Below are 12,308 nucleotides of genomic sequence, written 5' to 3' on the forward strand. Positions count from 1 at the left end.
ATGATGATCTCGGCGCTGTAGCCGCGTTTGCGCAGCACCTCGATGTCGGCCAGGATCTCCAGCGGGCGGTAGCCGCGCCGGGCGATGTTCTCGGCCAGGCTCATGATGAAGGCGTCTTCATCGGTCACGTCCACCACCAGGGCGGGGATATGGGTCTCGCCCAGGATGCGAAAGGCGTTGAGCCGCCCTTCGCCGCAAACCAGCACGTAGCGCGGGTCGCCATCGTCACCCGGGCGTTCGGCCACGGTGATGGGTTTTTTGAGGCCGATGGCGCGGATGTTGTCCACGATCTCCTCAAAGACCTTCATGTTGCGGTCGCGGGAGTTGAGGATCTCGATGCGGTTGATGGGGACGAGCGTGACGTTTACTGCCGCAATGCTGCTTTGGCGATGCTGAAGAGGTTAATAGCCCCACCGCGTAAATACTGGACTGTGCAACCAGTGTCGCGAAGGGAAAGCCCAGACAGGCTGCAAAGGCCAGCAACAAGAACAGGCCGGGATCATGTCAGCTCAATATTTTTGCCGTTCCGTTGTTTTCGGAGCTTTTTGAGGGAGCGTGAAAACTTCGAGGCCCCGTAGTTTTCACTACGGGGCCTCGAAGTTTTGAGAAGCCAGTATGTGGATCAGGCTCTCACCGGTTTAGCTGCGGGTTTGACCAGCAGGAACTGCAGGGGTGAGCACCAGTGGTGGCGGACCATTCGGGCGTAGACAGCCACATAGCCCAAGGCAAGGGCCGCAAATACAGCGGCAGACAACCAGGGGCTGCTGTGCACCAGGGCAGCAGCCACGGCGGCGGTGAGGGTCATGCCCCCGATGAGTACGCCGGTGATGGAGTTGCGTACTGCACTAGGCAGACTGGGGAACCAGCGACGGACATAACGCTGTTTGACCAAGCTATGAAAATGCAGCCGATCGGGGTGGCCGGGGTGCAGTTGCTTGATGCGGCGGCGGTAGATGCTGAAGAGCACTTCGGTCACTGGGTGCACACACACCATGAGGGCGGCAAAGGCGGACACACTGGGGTTGCGCTCAATGAGCAGCACCGCAACCCAGGCCAGTGCAAAGCCAATGAAGTAAGAGCCGCCGTCGCCCAAAAACAGTTTGCCAAATGGCCAGTTGACCCAGAAGAAGCCCCACACACAAGCAGCCAACACCAATGACACGCCAGCCAAGGTGTTGTCACCCACCTGCCAGGCGATCATGGCGTAACCCACAAAGGCCAAGGTGGACATGGTGCTGGCCAAGCCGTTGAAGCCGTCGATGATGTTGATGCTGTTGGCCACACCCCCTACCGCAAAGGCGGTGAAGATGACCGAGGCCAGGGTGAAGGTCAACAGCCAGTCAACGCCCCAAATGTCGACCCGGCTGAGCGAATAGTCGGTGATCCACCAGGCCAACAAGCCCGACGCCATGGTGGCCAGCAGGCGCTGCATGACGCCCACGCGCTTGGTGATGTCTTCGGCCACGCCGAAGATGAAGGCGGGCAAACCAGCAAACAAGATGGGGGTGAGCATGGCTTGCATGTCTGCGGGCGCCTTGCCCCAAGCCACGACCAGACCTAACACGATGGGGATGCCGCCCACGCGGGGTGTGGGCGCGGTGTGGAACTTTTGCACGCCGTCAGTAAAGTCCATGGTCAAAGCGCCATGCCAGCGCTTGGTGATGACCATGAGCACGCACAGCGCAAATGTGCTGACAAAGCCCCAGGCTGCGGCCTGCAGTGCGGGGGATTGGAAGACGCCTTGGAGGGCGTGGAGGGTGTTCATGTGGATTGCTTCGCTTCGCTCGCAATGACGGGTTAAGTGCGTGCGTCAGTGTGCGGTGTTGTTGTCAGTGTCGTCTTGCAACAAAGTTTCATAATCTTGACCACCGTAAAAAACACCCAAGATGAAGACCTGTTCAGTGGTGACTGCAAATGCGATCACCGCCCTTTTCTTGTAATTTGTGATTCGCAAGCCTGGACGAACGTCATCGCGTTGAGTACCCCGGTGCGGAAATGTGGACAAACTTTCACAGTAACTGATGATGCCATCGGTGTAAGCCATGGCAATGGCTGGTGATGCACGGTAGGCAATGTAGTCAAGCAAGTCACTCAGTTGCTGCTGTGCTTCTGGGCTGAAAACAACTTTGTGGGTCACGCTGGCTTGTTGAAACGGTTGGCCAGATGCGCACGGACTTGATCTGCACTGAGGCCAAGAGTTGCATCTGCCTGCATGGCGTCGAAAGCTGGGCCAACTTGCTGATGCAACCAGCCTTCTAGTGCTCGCTCACGGGCCATAAGCGCCCGCAAACCTTCTCGAATGACTTCACTTTCACTGGCGTAATCGCCAATCCGGACTCTGGCCTTGACTGCGTCGGCCATGTCATTGGGCAGCGTGATGCTCATTTGTTGTGTGGTTCGCATGGGTACACCCTTTGATCAAGAAGGATTGAATCCTACTACGCGCCAAGTTGTTCGTCCACAGAGGCCAGTGTCGGCAGGAATGACATTATTCAGTTCAACTTGTAGGTCGGCGGCTTCAGCCCCGACTTGGGGGAGCTTGTCGGCGCTGAAGCTCCGACCTACGGGTTAGGGTCAGCTGACTTTTCCGATCGCTTTGCGCCAGCTGGCTTTGAGGGCGGCTAGCTTTTGAGCGGATTCGCCGTCTTGGCTGGCGTTGCGCAAGGCTTGGCGGATGAAGACGAAAAGCAGCAGCGCAAAGCCAGCAGCTAGGGTGGCGATGATGGCGATGAGGGCTTTTTTGGGTTTGCTCTTGCGCTCGGGCGGTTGGGCGGCGTCAAGCACTTGGATGACGGCGCCTTCGCGCGATTCGTCGACCTTGGCCATTTCAAACTGGCGGGCAAAGAGTTCAAACAAGGTTTCTTGGTATTTGAATTCGCGGAACTTGGCGACATAGTCGCCCTGCCCTGCTGCGGCGGCGGGTTCGTCTTTTTCTTGTTTGGCCAGTTGGGCGCGCAGGTTGACCAGCTCGGTCATGGCTTGTTTGAAGTCAGGGGCCGTGTCGGCCAAATAACCGCGCATGGCGCCCACTTTGACTTCTTGGGCCGTGACTTGCGCCTTGAGGCCCGCCACAGCGGCCAGGGCAGACGTGGGGTTGGATTTGAGCACGCTGCTGCTCACGCCCGTGGCGCGCAAGGCTTGCTCGGCCTCGGTGAATTTTTCTTTGACTTGGCTCAATTGCTTTTCAAAGAAGGCGCGTCGTTGCTGTGCTTCGGTCACGGCCAGCCGGGCCAGCAGTTTTTGCAGCTCGTCCACATGGGCGTTGGCCAGGTCGGCGGCAAACTTCGGGTCTTTGTCGTCAACCTGAATGCTGATGATGCCGTCTTTGCCGCTGGTGGCGCGGGCATTTTGTGTCAGTTCTTTGCGGGTGTCGTCTTTGAATTTGGCTTCATAGCGCTCTTGCAGCTTGAAGCGTTCGATCAGTTCGTCTTGCACGCTGTTGCTTTTCATGAAGGCGAGGTATTGGTCAGCCGGGTTTTTGAGGCCCGCAGCCGCCCCGGCCAAACCACCCAGCCCACCCAGGCTGGCCAACATGCTGGCGGCAGCGCTTTGCTGTTGCTGGGGCGGCAAGAACTTGACCGTGGCCGTGAAGGTGGGGGGGATCGTAAAGCTGAAGCCCAGTGCGGCCAGGCCCACCACCAGCGGGCCGATGATCAGCAGGCGCAGGTTGTCGACGATGGTTTGCAGCAGGTCGAGCAGGCTGATTTCGTCGTCTTCTGCGGTGTCGGGGATGTGTGTATTGTCGGTCATGCGGGGTGTGGGTGCATTTGTCGGGGCTGAAGCCGCCGACCTACGGGGTCATTAGTTGGCGATGGGTAGGTCGGTGGCTTTAGCCCCGACATGATCAAAGAGTGGCAACAGGCTATTTCGCCGAAATTCCCCGGATAAAAAGTGTTTCCGGCGCGATGTCCAGATTGCCTGGCCAACAGACGGTGTCATAGGCCACATAGGCCTGATTGAACAAAGCAGGGTCTCTTAACTTTCCAAAAATGCCTTTGTTCAAGTACGGCTTGACATCAAAAACTTTGACGTCGCCGGTATTGAAAGAAATTTTCAAGCAGTGGTTGCTGAGGGGTTCAACTTGGGTGACGACTTCCATGGTGTCTCCTTAGTTCAGATAACTTTAACGCAGGGGATCAATTTGAAACGGCGCTTCGCCGTTGACAGCCAATGTCCAATCCGCCATCAAATCATCCCTGTGAATTTCAATCCAGGCCTGCACCAGGCGAACGCGGCTCAAGGGTATGCCGCCAGATAGAACTGATCCGTCAAGGATTGAAAATGAAGCTTCATCGCCTTGATAACGTGCATGGGGATGGTGTCGATTTGGGCGGGGGTCAGGCGCATGGGGGATCAGTTGCGCAGGGTGCGGATGGCGGCTGCGCCGATGCCGAGGTTGCTGAAGATTTGCGTCCAGTCACGCAGGGCGCGGACCACAAAGTTGTACTGGGTTTCGCGGTCGACTTTGGCCGGCACGATGAGGGTGTCGCCGGGCATGAGGCGTGTGCTTTCGAAGCTGCTGAAGAAACCGGCGCTTTGGCGGCCCAAGATCGAGCCATCTGCACGCAACACAAACACGGTTTTGGGGTTGGCGTCTTCGGTCAGGCCGGCCAGGCGGATGAGTTCGCCCACGGTTTTGTTGGGTTTGTAGACCATGACGTTTTCGTTGTTGACACTGCCGATGGCGGCGACAAAGGCAGGCTGGCTGGGCACCAGAAACGCGTCACCATCTTCCAGAGGCAAGTCAGGCAGGCTTTGCACCAGTTGTGCAGGGTTGGTGCCGGTGCCGGTGCTGACCACGCTTTTGAGCGGGTCCAGCTCCAAGGCAACGCGGCCTTTGCTGGCCATGGTCTTGAGCCGGTCGATCTGCGAACGCATTTGCGCTTGCTGTTGCTGCTGCAGGTTGGCAGCTTGGGCGGCGCGGTCACCCGTGAGGTTGGCGGTGAGGGTGGCGCCAGCGCTGGAGAGCTGCGACTCCAGGCGGCGGACCACTTGGTCGAGGTTTTGCTGCTGCTGCTTGCGCACCGATTCGCGGGTGAATTCGGCACCAAACAGATAGGCCTGTGACGTGAGGCCACCGACGCGCGTGACCAGTTGGGGCAATGTTTCGCCAGGCAGGGCCTGGTAGATGCCGGGCGAAGCGACTTCTCCTTCGATGCGCACCAGGCGGGATTGGCGCTCAATGGGCAGACGCAGGTCGGCACTGCTCATGATGGTGACCACGTCGCCAGCCTGCAATTCGAGGTTGTGCGCCGGGTCTTTCTGGACGATGGCCCTGCCCAGGTTGAAGGGGATGAGTTGGGTGCGCAGCTCGTTTTTGTTCAGGCGCTCGATGACGGCATAGTCCCAATTGATTTGGTCAAACATGCCTCGCACCCGATCGGTGACCGTGGTACCAGCACGGGCGGTTTCGGTTTCGAGAGGCTTGGTTTGGGTGATGGCTTCGGTGGTCAGGGCCAGGTCTTCGGGCATTTGCTGGGCTTTTTCGATGGCCTGGATTTGGGCAGGGGTGAGGCCTTGGGCCTTGAGGTTCGCCAAGCGGTTTTGCACCAGCTGGTTTTTGCGTTTGTAGTATTCGGGGGTGATGAGGGCTTCGCGGTCGGGGATCAAATCTTGCACGCGCATGCCTGGAAACCAGGTGTTGCGCAGGGGCTGGGCCACGGTGCCTTGCAAGGTGACGGCGTTGGCAAAGGCAGGGCTGATGGGCAAGAGGGTGAGCACGTCGCCGTCTTGCAGGGTATGGGCCAGCCCGGCCGCGTTGAGCTGAAGGTTTTTGACTTGCCGTTTGGCGTTGCCAGGGGCGGTGGCAATGCTTTCGAGCAGGGCTTTTTGGGTGCTGGCCAAGCTGGAAAGACCACCCCCCAATGCCAAGATGTTTTGCACTGTGCTGCCGGGTTTGATTTCATAAATGGCAGCGTGGTCTGTGACGCCAGTCAAGGCGATGCGTGGGCCTGCGGGCGGGATCATGATGACGTCGCCGGGCTGCAAAGTGGCGTCTTTGGATTTGTCGCCTCGCGCGATGAAGTCGTACAGGTCGAGCGTGGTCACGGTCTGGCCGTTGCGCTTGAGTTCGATGGCGCGCATGCTGCCGTTGACACCAGGGCCGCCACTGGCAAACACGGCGTTGACCAAGGTGGACAGGCCGCTGAGGTTGTAGGTGCCGGGCTGCTGGGCTTGGCCCACCACAAACACGGTGATGCCGCGCAGTTTGCCCAATGCGGCATTGACCTGCACGGTGTTGAACACGGTGGCGATGCGTTTGCGCAAGGTGTCTTCGAGGTCTTTGACACGCACGCCGCTCAGGTTGATGGTGCCGATTTTGGGCAGGTTGATCTGGCCATTGCGGTCCAGGGTTTGGCTGCCTGCAAAGTCGACACCGCCCCAGATCTGGATGCGTACTTCGTCGCCGGGGCCCAAGACGTATTCAGCCGGGGCGGGCGCTGCCGTGTCTGCGGCATAGGCCAGGGGGTTTTCAAACAAATTGCTGCCGAAATGCGGCAGCAATTTGCCCGTGCTTTCTTGAACAAAACGCTGAAACTGGCTGGGCGCCTGAGGCTTGGCAGGGCGAAACTGCACCAAAGGGGTGCGCTGGGCATCTGCGGCGCCGATGTCTGGGCGCTGGGGCATGAGCGGCGATGGCACCAGGCCCAAGGGCGGCTGTACGGGCAGTGCCATAGATGGTGTGGCGCCTGCTGCTGTGGCACCTGCTGCTGTGGTGCCCAGTGGTGTGGAGTCGGGAGGGAGAATGCCCGTTGGCAGTGTTTGGGCGTGTGCCAGCCAAGACCCAAAGGTCAGGCCGGCAACCAGCAAAGCATTGACAGATTGGCGGGCAAATGAGGAAGGGGTGTTCGGCATAGGTGACTGAAGTGAGTGAGCCCCGAGCAGGCTACCGCAGTGTTCGCTGCAAATGCGCAGCGAACACAAATCAACACTCGGGTAAACCAGAGTGCGTATAACTTTTGTTATGTTCGATTGTAAACGCCGAATCTTTCGGCTTTCTCAAGTGCAGCCCGTTATCCTTTTGATGCCGCCGTTTGTGCTTTTATAAAATGGTTTTTACATTTTGGGGATTGCATCTTGGTTCAACGTTTCATTCAAATTTTGCGAACCGCCATGGGTTCTGGGCTGGCTGCTTGTTTCATGGTGTCGGCTTGGGCAGACAACGGCCTGAACTGGAAGAACGGCTCGGATTTGCTGGCGGTGGGTTTGCCAGCCTTGGCCGCCGGGGCGGCCCGGGGGCAGCAAGACACCGAGGGCATGAAGCAGCTGACGCTGACCTTGGCGTCAACCGTGGGGGCGGCAGAGTTGCTCAAGCGCACCGTCAAGGCCACCCGGCCCGATGGCTCGGATGACAAGAGCTTTCCGTCGGGCCACACGGCGGTGGCTTTTGCAGCGGTGCGGTTCATGGACAAGCGTTATGCCAGCCAGGTGGCGCCTTACAGGCCTTGGCTGTATGCAGCGGCGGGCCTGACCGGGGTGGCCCGGGTCGAGGCCGACCAACACTATTGGCGCGATGTGGCGGCGGGGGCTTTGTTGGGCTGGGGCGCGGCCACCTGGTGGGCCGAGCCGATTCAGGGCGGGCAGATGAGTGTGTTGCCGTCCTCGCGCGGGCTGGCGGTGTTTTGGCAGCGGGGCTGGTGATGTTGGCCGGCATGGGCGCACTTAACTCTATGCTGCGGTCTTTTGGCCATGCCTTCAGAGGCTTGCGTGTGCTGATGAGCCAGCGCAATGCCCGGGTGCACGCGGTGGCGGCGGTGCTGGTGGTGGTGCTGGGGGCGTGGTTGGGCTTGAGCCCTTTGGAGTGGGCTGTGGTGTCTTTGGCCATTGCCTTGGTGATAGGCGCTGAGGCGCTCAACACGGGCATTGAGCTGGCAGTGGATTTGGCCCAGCCCGAGTGGCATGCTGTGGCACGCGACGCCAAGGATGTGGCCGCCGCCGGGGTGTTGGTGTGCAGCCTGGGCGCGTTGGCGGTGGGGGGCTGGATATTGGGGCCCAAACTTTGGGCGCTGATTTAGCCCTCTTCTTTAACCCACCGTTTGGACCTGTGGTTACAGCGGTGCAGAGGAACCAAATCGCCGGTCGCGTCCGGCAAACCAGACGATGGCTTCTTGCAGGCGGGCAGGCGAGAAGTCGGGCCACAGGTCGTCGGTGAAAAACAGCTCGGCATAGGCCGCTTGCCAGAGCATGAAGTTGCTCACGCGTGACTCGCCGCCCGTGCGGATGAGCAGGTCCACCTCGGGGGCATAGGCGGTGCTGAGGTAGGGGGCCAAGGCTTCTTCGGTGAGGCTCTGCAGGTTTTGGCCTGGATGGGCCTGTTGCCAGGCCTGGGTGGCTTGGATCATGTCCCAGCGGCCGCCGTAGTTGGCGCACACCGTCAGGGTGATACGGGTGTTGCTGGCGGTTAGCGCTTCGGCCCGCACAATGAGTTCTTGAAGCGGGGATGCAAAACGACTTGTGTCACCCACAACCTTCAGACGCACGCCGTTTTGGTTCATGTTGTCGACCTCTTTTTGCAAATAGGTCATGAACAGGTTCATGAGGCTGGAGACTTCCTCGGCCGGGCGTTTCCAGTTTTCGGTGCTGAAGGCAAAGATGCTCAAGTGGGGCACACCCATGTCTGCGCAGGCTTTGACGATGTCGCGCACGTGTTTGGCACCAGCGGCGTGCCCCACGGTCGCTGGCATGAATTTGTTTTTGGCCCAGCGGCGGTTGCCGTCCATGATGATGGCAATGTGCTGGGGCAGTTTGGCAGGGGCGTGAGTGTTGGACAAGGGTGTAGGCTGCCGTCAATTGCGTGCGGGCTAGGTCTGGACTGGTCAGTGGGTGAGGTCGATCTGGTGGTGCTCGACCTGCACCACAGTAGGGCGTCCGAGGATTTCGAGCAAGACCGCGACCCGTTTGCTGGACACGCTTTGTATCAGGCCTTCGATGCCGTCCAGGGCGGTGTGTTTGAGTCGCACGGTCTGGCCGGCCTTGAGGTTGCTGAGCTCTTGCAAGGTGGCTTGATTGCGGTCTTGTTCGAGTTGGCGAATGCGCTGCACCAGTTCGTCGTGAATTTGCGCCGGCTCAAACCCGAAGCGCACCAAGGTGGTGACGCCTTTGGTGCTGCGCACGGCAGAGATGCTTTGCTCGGGCTTGCTGGGCTTGAGCAGGATGTAGCGGGGGAACATGGGCTCAAACAGCGCCACGGGGCCTTGCTCGGTTTTTTTGAATTTTTTGTAGAGCGGCAAATAGACGTCGAAGGCTTGTTGCGCCAGATTGACCTGGGCAATGGATTCCTGGCGGGGCTTGGTGTAGGCCAGGTACCAGCGGTCAGTGAGGGATGGGGCCACCCAGAGGGGGTCTGGGCTTGGCGTGCTCGTCGTCATGGAAGCTTCTTAAATAGATGTGCGATTTTACGGTCTGCTGGCATGCTGAGGCCGAACTGTGATAATTCTGCAATTCATTTTTTGAGGTTTTTATGCGTCACTGGTTTGTTTTGCCGTGTTGGGTGGCTTTGTCTTTGGGTGCAGGTGGGGTGCAAGCCCAGTCAACCGCAGCAACCGGGGCCAGCGTGCCTTACACCCCGAGTTGGACAGCGCGGCATCATTTGCAGTGGCTGGGCGACCATGCGGCCTTGCCCTTGACGGGCAGCCATTGGCCCTTACCCGCTGCGGCGGTCAGGCAGGCACTGGACCGGATGGCCCCGGCAGCAGGCGACGCGCAGTTGCAGGCCGCCCGCGACTTTGTGCTCAAGGAGCTGGACATGGCCCAGAACCAAGGGCGTGCGCAGTTGCATTTGCGCTCGGAGTCTGAAGGGCTCAATGGTTATGGCGACAACTACACCCCGGGCAGCAGTGCGCAACTGAGCTCGGCCGAGTTGCGCCGCTCATGGGGCGATGTGTCGGTGGCGGGCCGCCTAGGCGTGCGGGTGGAGGCCAGCCCCAATTCGCTGCAGTCGCAGTTCAGTGGCTTGGGTACAGAGGGCGAGTTTCAGGCGCGGCCCGATGGCAGCGCGGCGGTGCTGGGCTTTGGGGGCTGGAACCTGCAGGCGTTTTCGCACCGCCAGTGGTGGGGCCCAGGATGGCAGAGCAGTCTGGTGAGTGGGCACAACAATCCGTCTTGGACGGGTGCGGGCATTCAACGGGCCAGTGTTGCCCCCTCTGACAGCGCTTGGTTGAGCTGGATGGGCCCTTGGAACTTGGATGTGTTTGTGGCCAAAGCGCAAGACCCCCGGGTGGTGGACAAGCAGCCGCAGGGTTTTTTGTTTTCGGGCATGCGGCTGACCATGAAGCCACAGCCCTGGTTGGAGCTGGGCCTGAGCCGTGGTCTGCAGACCGGCGGTGCCGGTCGGCCAGGCGGTGCCCTGAACTTTGCCAAGTCATTTTTTGGGCAAGAGGTGAATAAAAACCCGGAGGACCCGTTCACCGACAGCAGTGGGCAGATTGCTGGCTATGACGTGCGGGTGCGTTGCCCGAAGTCCTGGTCTGGGGTGATAGGGTCTTGTGCCGCTTACACCCAGTGGATGGGCGAGGACGCGGCGGGCAGCGCCATACCTTTGCCCTTCAAGTTCATGAGCCTGTGGGGCGTGGAGAGCACCTATGGCCAGGGGCAGTACCGGGTGTTTGCCGAATGGGCCAACACCAACGCTTACAGCTTGCCGTGGGACACCAAAGAAAGGTTTCCGGGCTATGTGAATGGCGTGTACAGCCAGGGCTACACGCAGGGCGGTCGCTGGGCTGGCTCTGCACAGGGTTCGGGCTCGGAGGTGTTGACCGTGGGCTGGATGGATGCGGCACGCCAACGCATGGTCAAGGTGCATGCGGGCAAAGTGCACACCAGCTTGGGGGCTTATGACCCGCGTGTGAGTGCCCCGCGTGGCGACCTGTGGGGCGTGAGCGCCAGCCAGGTGTATGCGTGGATGGGCATGCGCCTGACGCCCGAATTGGCCTACACCGAGTTGTCTGACGGCCAAGACCAGCGGGCCAACAAACGCCAAAACTTGCGGGTGGGGATGGTGGTGGCTGTGCCGCTCTGATGACCGTTCTGGTTGAACGACCCGCTCAGCTGAGACAATAGCCCGCACCGAGCCGCAGGCCCTCTTTTTTTTACACAGGCGCCCTTGGGCGGAATGCCATGACAGGGCTGAGCGAGTTGCATTGGACAGAAAACGGCGAGGCCCGTTCGGCTTTGTGGCGCATGGATTCTGGGGCGGTGATGCCCAAGACGGTGGTGCTGGCCGATGACACGCTGACGGCCGACACGGCTTATCGGCTGGCGTGTGCGGGCACAGGTTTGCTGTGGCGCAGTGATTTTCAGAATGCGCGGCAGCTGCTGCAGGCCATGGCCCGGCGCATGGACAAACCCAAAAAGACCCGCGCCAAAAAGGCCGCCGCCGAAGCAGGCCCTGCTCCTTCCCCAGGCGCGGCTTTTCATGCACACCGGCTGGCGCAGTCGCAGCGCAACCGGGTGCTCAATTCGATCTTGATCGAGCTCGATGGTGACTATGGGCTGGGCTTGCGCCGAGCGCCCGATGTGCGCCAAGCCTGTGTGCAGGCGTTTGGCCCGGCGCAGGGGCAGGCCTCAGTGATTTCGTTGCGCAGTTTGCAAGGCGCGGTGGGCGCTTTTGAGTGGCGCAAAAACGGCGTGGAAGTGCCCGCCATGGGCGAGGCGCTGCGCATTTACCCGCATTACGGCGTGTTTTCTCCGGTGCGGGGCGAGTATGTGGATTTGGTGGCCCAGGCCCCACTGCCACAAGCGCTGATGGCGCAGTCGCTGGCTTTTGATGTGGGGGTGGGCACGGGCGTGTTGTCGGCGGTGCTGGCCCGCCGAGGCGTAAAGCAGGTGGTGGCCACTGACCTGTCTGAGCGGGCTGTGGCCTGCGCGCGAGACAATTTGCAGCGCTTGGGCCTGCAAAACCAAGTGACTTTGCTGCACACCCATTTGTTCCCGCCGGGGCAAGCGCCTTTGGTGGTGTGCAACCCGCCTTGGTTGCCCGCACGCCCGGTGGGTTTGCTCGACCAAGCCGTGTACGACGAGGGCAGCCAGATGCTCAAAGGCTTTTTGGCGGGCCTGGGCGAACACTTGTGTGAGGGCGGCGAGGGCTGGCTGATTTTGTCGGACTTGGCCGAGCATTTGGGCCTGCGCAGCCGCGAGGCATTGCTGGGCTGGATCGCCGATGCGGGGCTGGTGGTGCTGGGGCGGCTGGACGCGAAGCCTGTGCATGCCAAAGCACAAGACAGCACCGACCCCTTGCATGCGGCCCGATCGGCCGAAGTCACTTCACTGTGGCGGCTGGGCGCAGCGAGCTGAACTGGCCCCCTGCTCTC

The 12,308-nt window shown here is 60.4% G+C and carries 14 protein-coding genes; 4 read left to right on the forward strand and 10 right to left on the reverse strand.

The window, feature by feature from the left end:
* The 8 genes from ABWQ00_RS09580 to ABWQ00_RS09615 form a co-directional block, all read right to left on the reverse strand.
* The coding region (locus tag ABWQ00_RS09580; RefSeq protein WP_502908119.1) for a ParB N-terminal domain-containing protein at nt 1–377 on the reverse strand (377 nt) is incomplete at its 3' end.
* A 245-nt stretch (nt 378–622) separates the two neighbouring features.
* A complete protein-coding gene (locus ABWQ00_RS09585) occupies nt 623–1,765 on the reverse strand; it encodes an MraY family glycosyltransferase (protein ID WP_353238447.1) in 1,143 nt (380 codons plus the stop codon).
* A gap of 45 nt (nt 1,766–1,810) precedes the next feature.
* Nucleotides 1,811–2,137: a type II toxin-antitoxin system RelE/ParE family toxin gene (locus ABWQ00_RS09590; RefSeq protein WP_353238448.1), complete on the reverse strand. Its 327-nt coding sequence runs from the start codon at nt 2,135–2,137 to the stop codon at nt 1,811–1,813.
* Nucleotides 2,134–2,403 carry a ribbon-helix-helix domain-containing protein gene (locus tag ABWQ00_RS09595; RefSeq protein ID WP_353238449.1) on the reverse strand — a complete coding sequence of 90 codons (270 nt, stop codon included), beginning with the start codon at nt 2,401–2,403 and terminating at the stop codon, nt 2,134–2,136. Before ABWQ00_RS09595 ends, ABWQ00_RS09590 begins: the two co-directional genes overlap by 4 nt.
* 171 nt (nt 2,404–2,574) lie before the next feature.
* On the reverse strand, nt 2,575–3,750 hold the full coding sequence (locus ABWQ00_RS09600; protein WP_353238450.1) for a Wzz/FepE/Etk N-terminal domain-containing protein: 1,176 nt from the start codon (nt 3,748–3,750) through the stop codon (nt 2,575–2,577).
* Nucleotides 3,751–3,862: 112 nt separating this feature from the next.
* A complete protein-coding gene (locus ABWQ00_RS09605; RefSeq protein ID WP_353238451.1) occupies nt 3,863–4,099 on the reverse strand; it encodes a DUF2442 domain-containing protein in 237 nt (78 codons plus the stop codon).
* A gap of 24 nt (nt 4,100–4,123) precedes the next feature.
* Nucleotides 4,124–4,276, reverse strand: coding sequence for a DUF4160 domain-containing protein (locus ABWQ00_RS09610; RefSeq protein WP_353238523.1), 153 nt, complete (start codon nt 4,274–4,276; stop codon nt 4,124–4,126).
* 77 nt (nt 4,277–4,353) lie between these two features.
* The gene (locus ABWQ00_RS09615) at nt 4,354–6,855 is read right to left on the reverse strand and encodes a polysaccharide biosynthesis/export family protein (RefSeq protein ID WP_353238452.1); all 2,502 of its coding nucleotides are present in this window, start codon (nt 6,853–6,855) and stop codon (nt 4,354–4,356) included.
* Between the two features lie 222 nt (nt 6,856–7,077).
* Here ABWQ00_RS09615 and ABWQ00_RS09620 point away from each other — a divergent pair, with 222 nt between their 5' ends.
* Nucleotides 7,078–7,641: a phosphatase PAP2 family protein gene (locus tag ABWQ00_RS09620; RefSeq protein WP_353238453.1), complete on the forward strand. Its 564-nt coding sequence runs from the start codon at nt 7,078–7,080 to the stop codon at nt 7,639–7,641.
* A 29-nt stretch (nt 7,642–7,670) separates the two neighbouring features.
* On the forward strand, nt 7,671–8,015 hold the full coding sequence (locus ABWQ00_RS09625) for a diacylglycerol kinase family protein (RefSeq protein WP_353238454.1): 345 nt from the start codon (nt 7,671–7,673) through the stop codon (nt 8,013–8,015).
* Between the two features lie 33 nt (nt 8,016–8,048).
* Here the strand turns inward: ABWQ00_RS09625 and uppS are convergent, their stop codons facing one another.
* Together uppS and nusG are read right to left on the reverse strand one after the other, a co-directional pair.
* On the reverse strand, nt 8,049–8,771 hold the full coding sequence (gene uppS, locus ABWQ00_RS09630) for a polyprenyl diphosphate synthase (RefSeq protein WP_353238455.1): 723 nt from the start codon (nt 8,769–8,771) through the stop codon (nt 8,049–8,051).
* Nucleotides 8,772–8,816: 45 nt separating this feature from the next.
* Nucleotides 8,817–9,368, reverse strand: coding sequence for a transcription termination/antitermination protein NusG (gene nusG / locus ABWQ00_RS09635; protein ID WP_353238456.1), 552 nt, complete (start codon nt 9,366–9,368; stop codon nt 8,817–8,819).
* A 92-nt stretch (nt 9,369–9,460) separates the two neighbouring features.
* On the opposite strand from nusG, the gene ABWQ00_RS09640 reads away from it, so the two are divergent.
* Together ABWQ00_RS09640 and ABWQ00_RS09645 are read left to right on the forward strand one after the other, a co-directional pair.
* Nucleotides 9,461–11,017: a capsule assembly Wzi family protein gene (locus ABWQ00_RS09640; protein ID WP_353238457.1), complete on the forward strand. Its 1,557-nt coding sequence runs from the start codon at nt 9,461–9,463 to the stop codon at nt 11,015–11,017.
* A 98-nt stretch (nt 11,018–11,115) separates the two neighbouring features.
* Nucleotides 11,116–12,291 carry a methyltransferase gene (locus tag ABWQ00_RS09645; protein WP_353238458.1) on the forward strand — a complete coding sequence of 392 codons (1,176 nt, stop codon included), beginning with the start codon at nt 11,116–11,118 and terminating at the stop codon, nt 12,289–12,291.
* Nucleotides 12,292–12,308 lie beyond the last annotated feature (17 nt).

It is taken from the genome of Limnohabitans sp. (assembly GCF_040400975.1).
GTDB lineage: Bacteria > Pseudomonadota > Gammaproteobacteria > Burkholderiales > Burkholderiaceae_C > Limnohabitans_A.

What these genes read in the sequence shown, in the direction of transcription:
- ABWQ00_RS09595 (WP_353238449.1), bottom strand. Translation starts at nt 2,403, where the DNA reads ATGCGAACCACACAACAAATGAGCATCACGCTGCCCAATGACATGGCC.
- ABWQ00_RS09645 (WP_353238458.1), top strand. Translation starts at nt 11,116, where the DNA reads ATGACAGGGCTGAGCGAGTTGCATTGGACAGAAAACGGCGAGGCCCGT.
- ABWQ00_RS09585 (WP_353238447.1), bottom strand. Translation starts at nt 1,765, where the DNA reads ATGAACACCCTCCACGCCCTCCAAGGCGTCTTCCAATCCCCCGCACTG.
- ABWQ00_RS09625 (WP_353238454.1), top strand. Translation starts at nt 7,671, where the DNA reads ATGCTGCGGTCTTTTGGCCATGCCTTCAGAGGCTTGCGTGTGCTGATG.
- ABWQ00_RS09605 (WP_353238451.1), bottom strand. Translation starts at nt 4,099, where the DNA reads ATGGAAGTCGTCACCCAAGTTGAACCCCTCAGCAACCACTGCTTGAAA.
- ABWQ00_RS09640 (WP_353238457.1), top strand. Translation starts at nt 9,461, where the DNA reads ATGCGTCACTGGTTTGTTTTGCCGTGTTGGGTGGCTTTGTCTTTGGGT.
- ABWQ00_RS09615 (WP_353238452.1), bottom strand. Translation starts at nt 6,855, where the DNA reads ATGCCGAACACCCCTTCCTCATTTGCCCGCCAATCTGTCAATGCTTTG.
- nusG (WP_353238456.1), bottom strand. Translation starts at nt 9,368, where the DNA reads ATGACGACGAGCACGCCAAGCCCAGACCCCCTCTGGGTGGCCCCATCC.
- ABWQ00_RS09600 (WP_353238450.1), bottom strand. Translation starts at nt 3,750, where the DNA reads ATGACCGACAATACACACATCCCCGACACCGCAGAAGACGACGAAATC.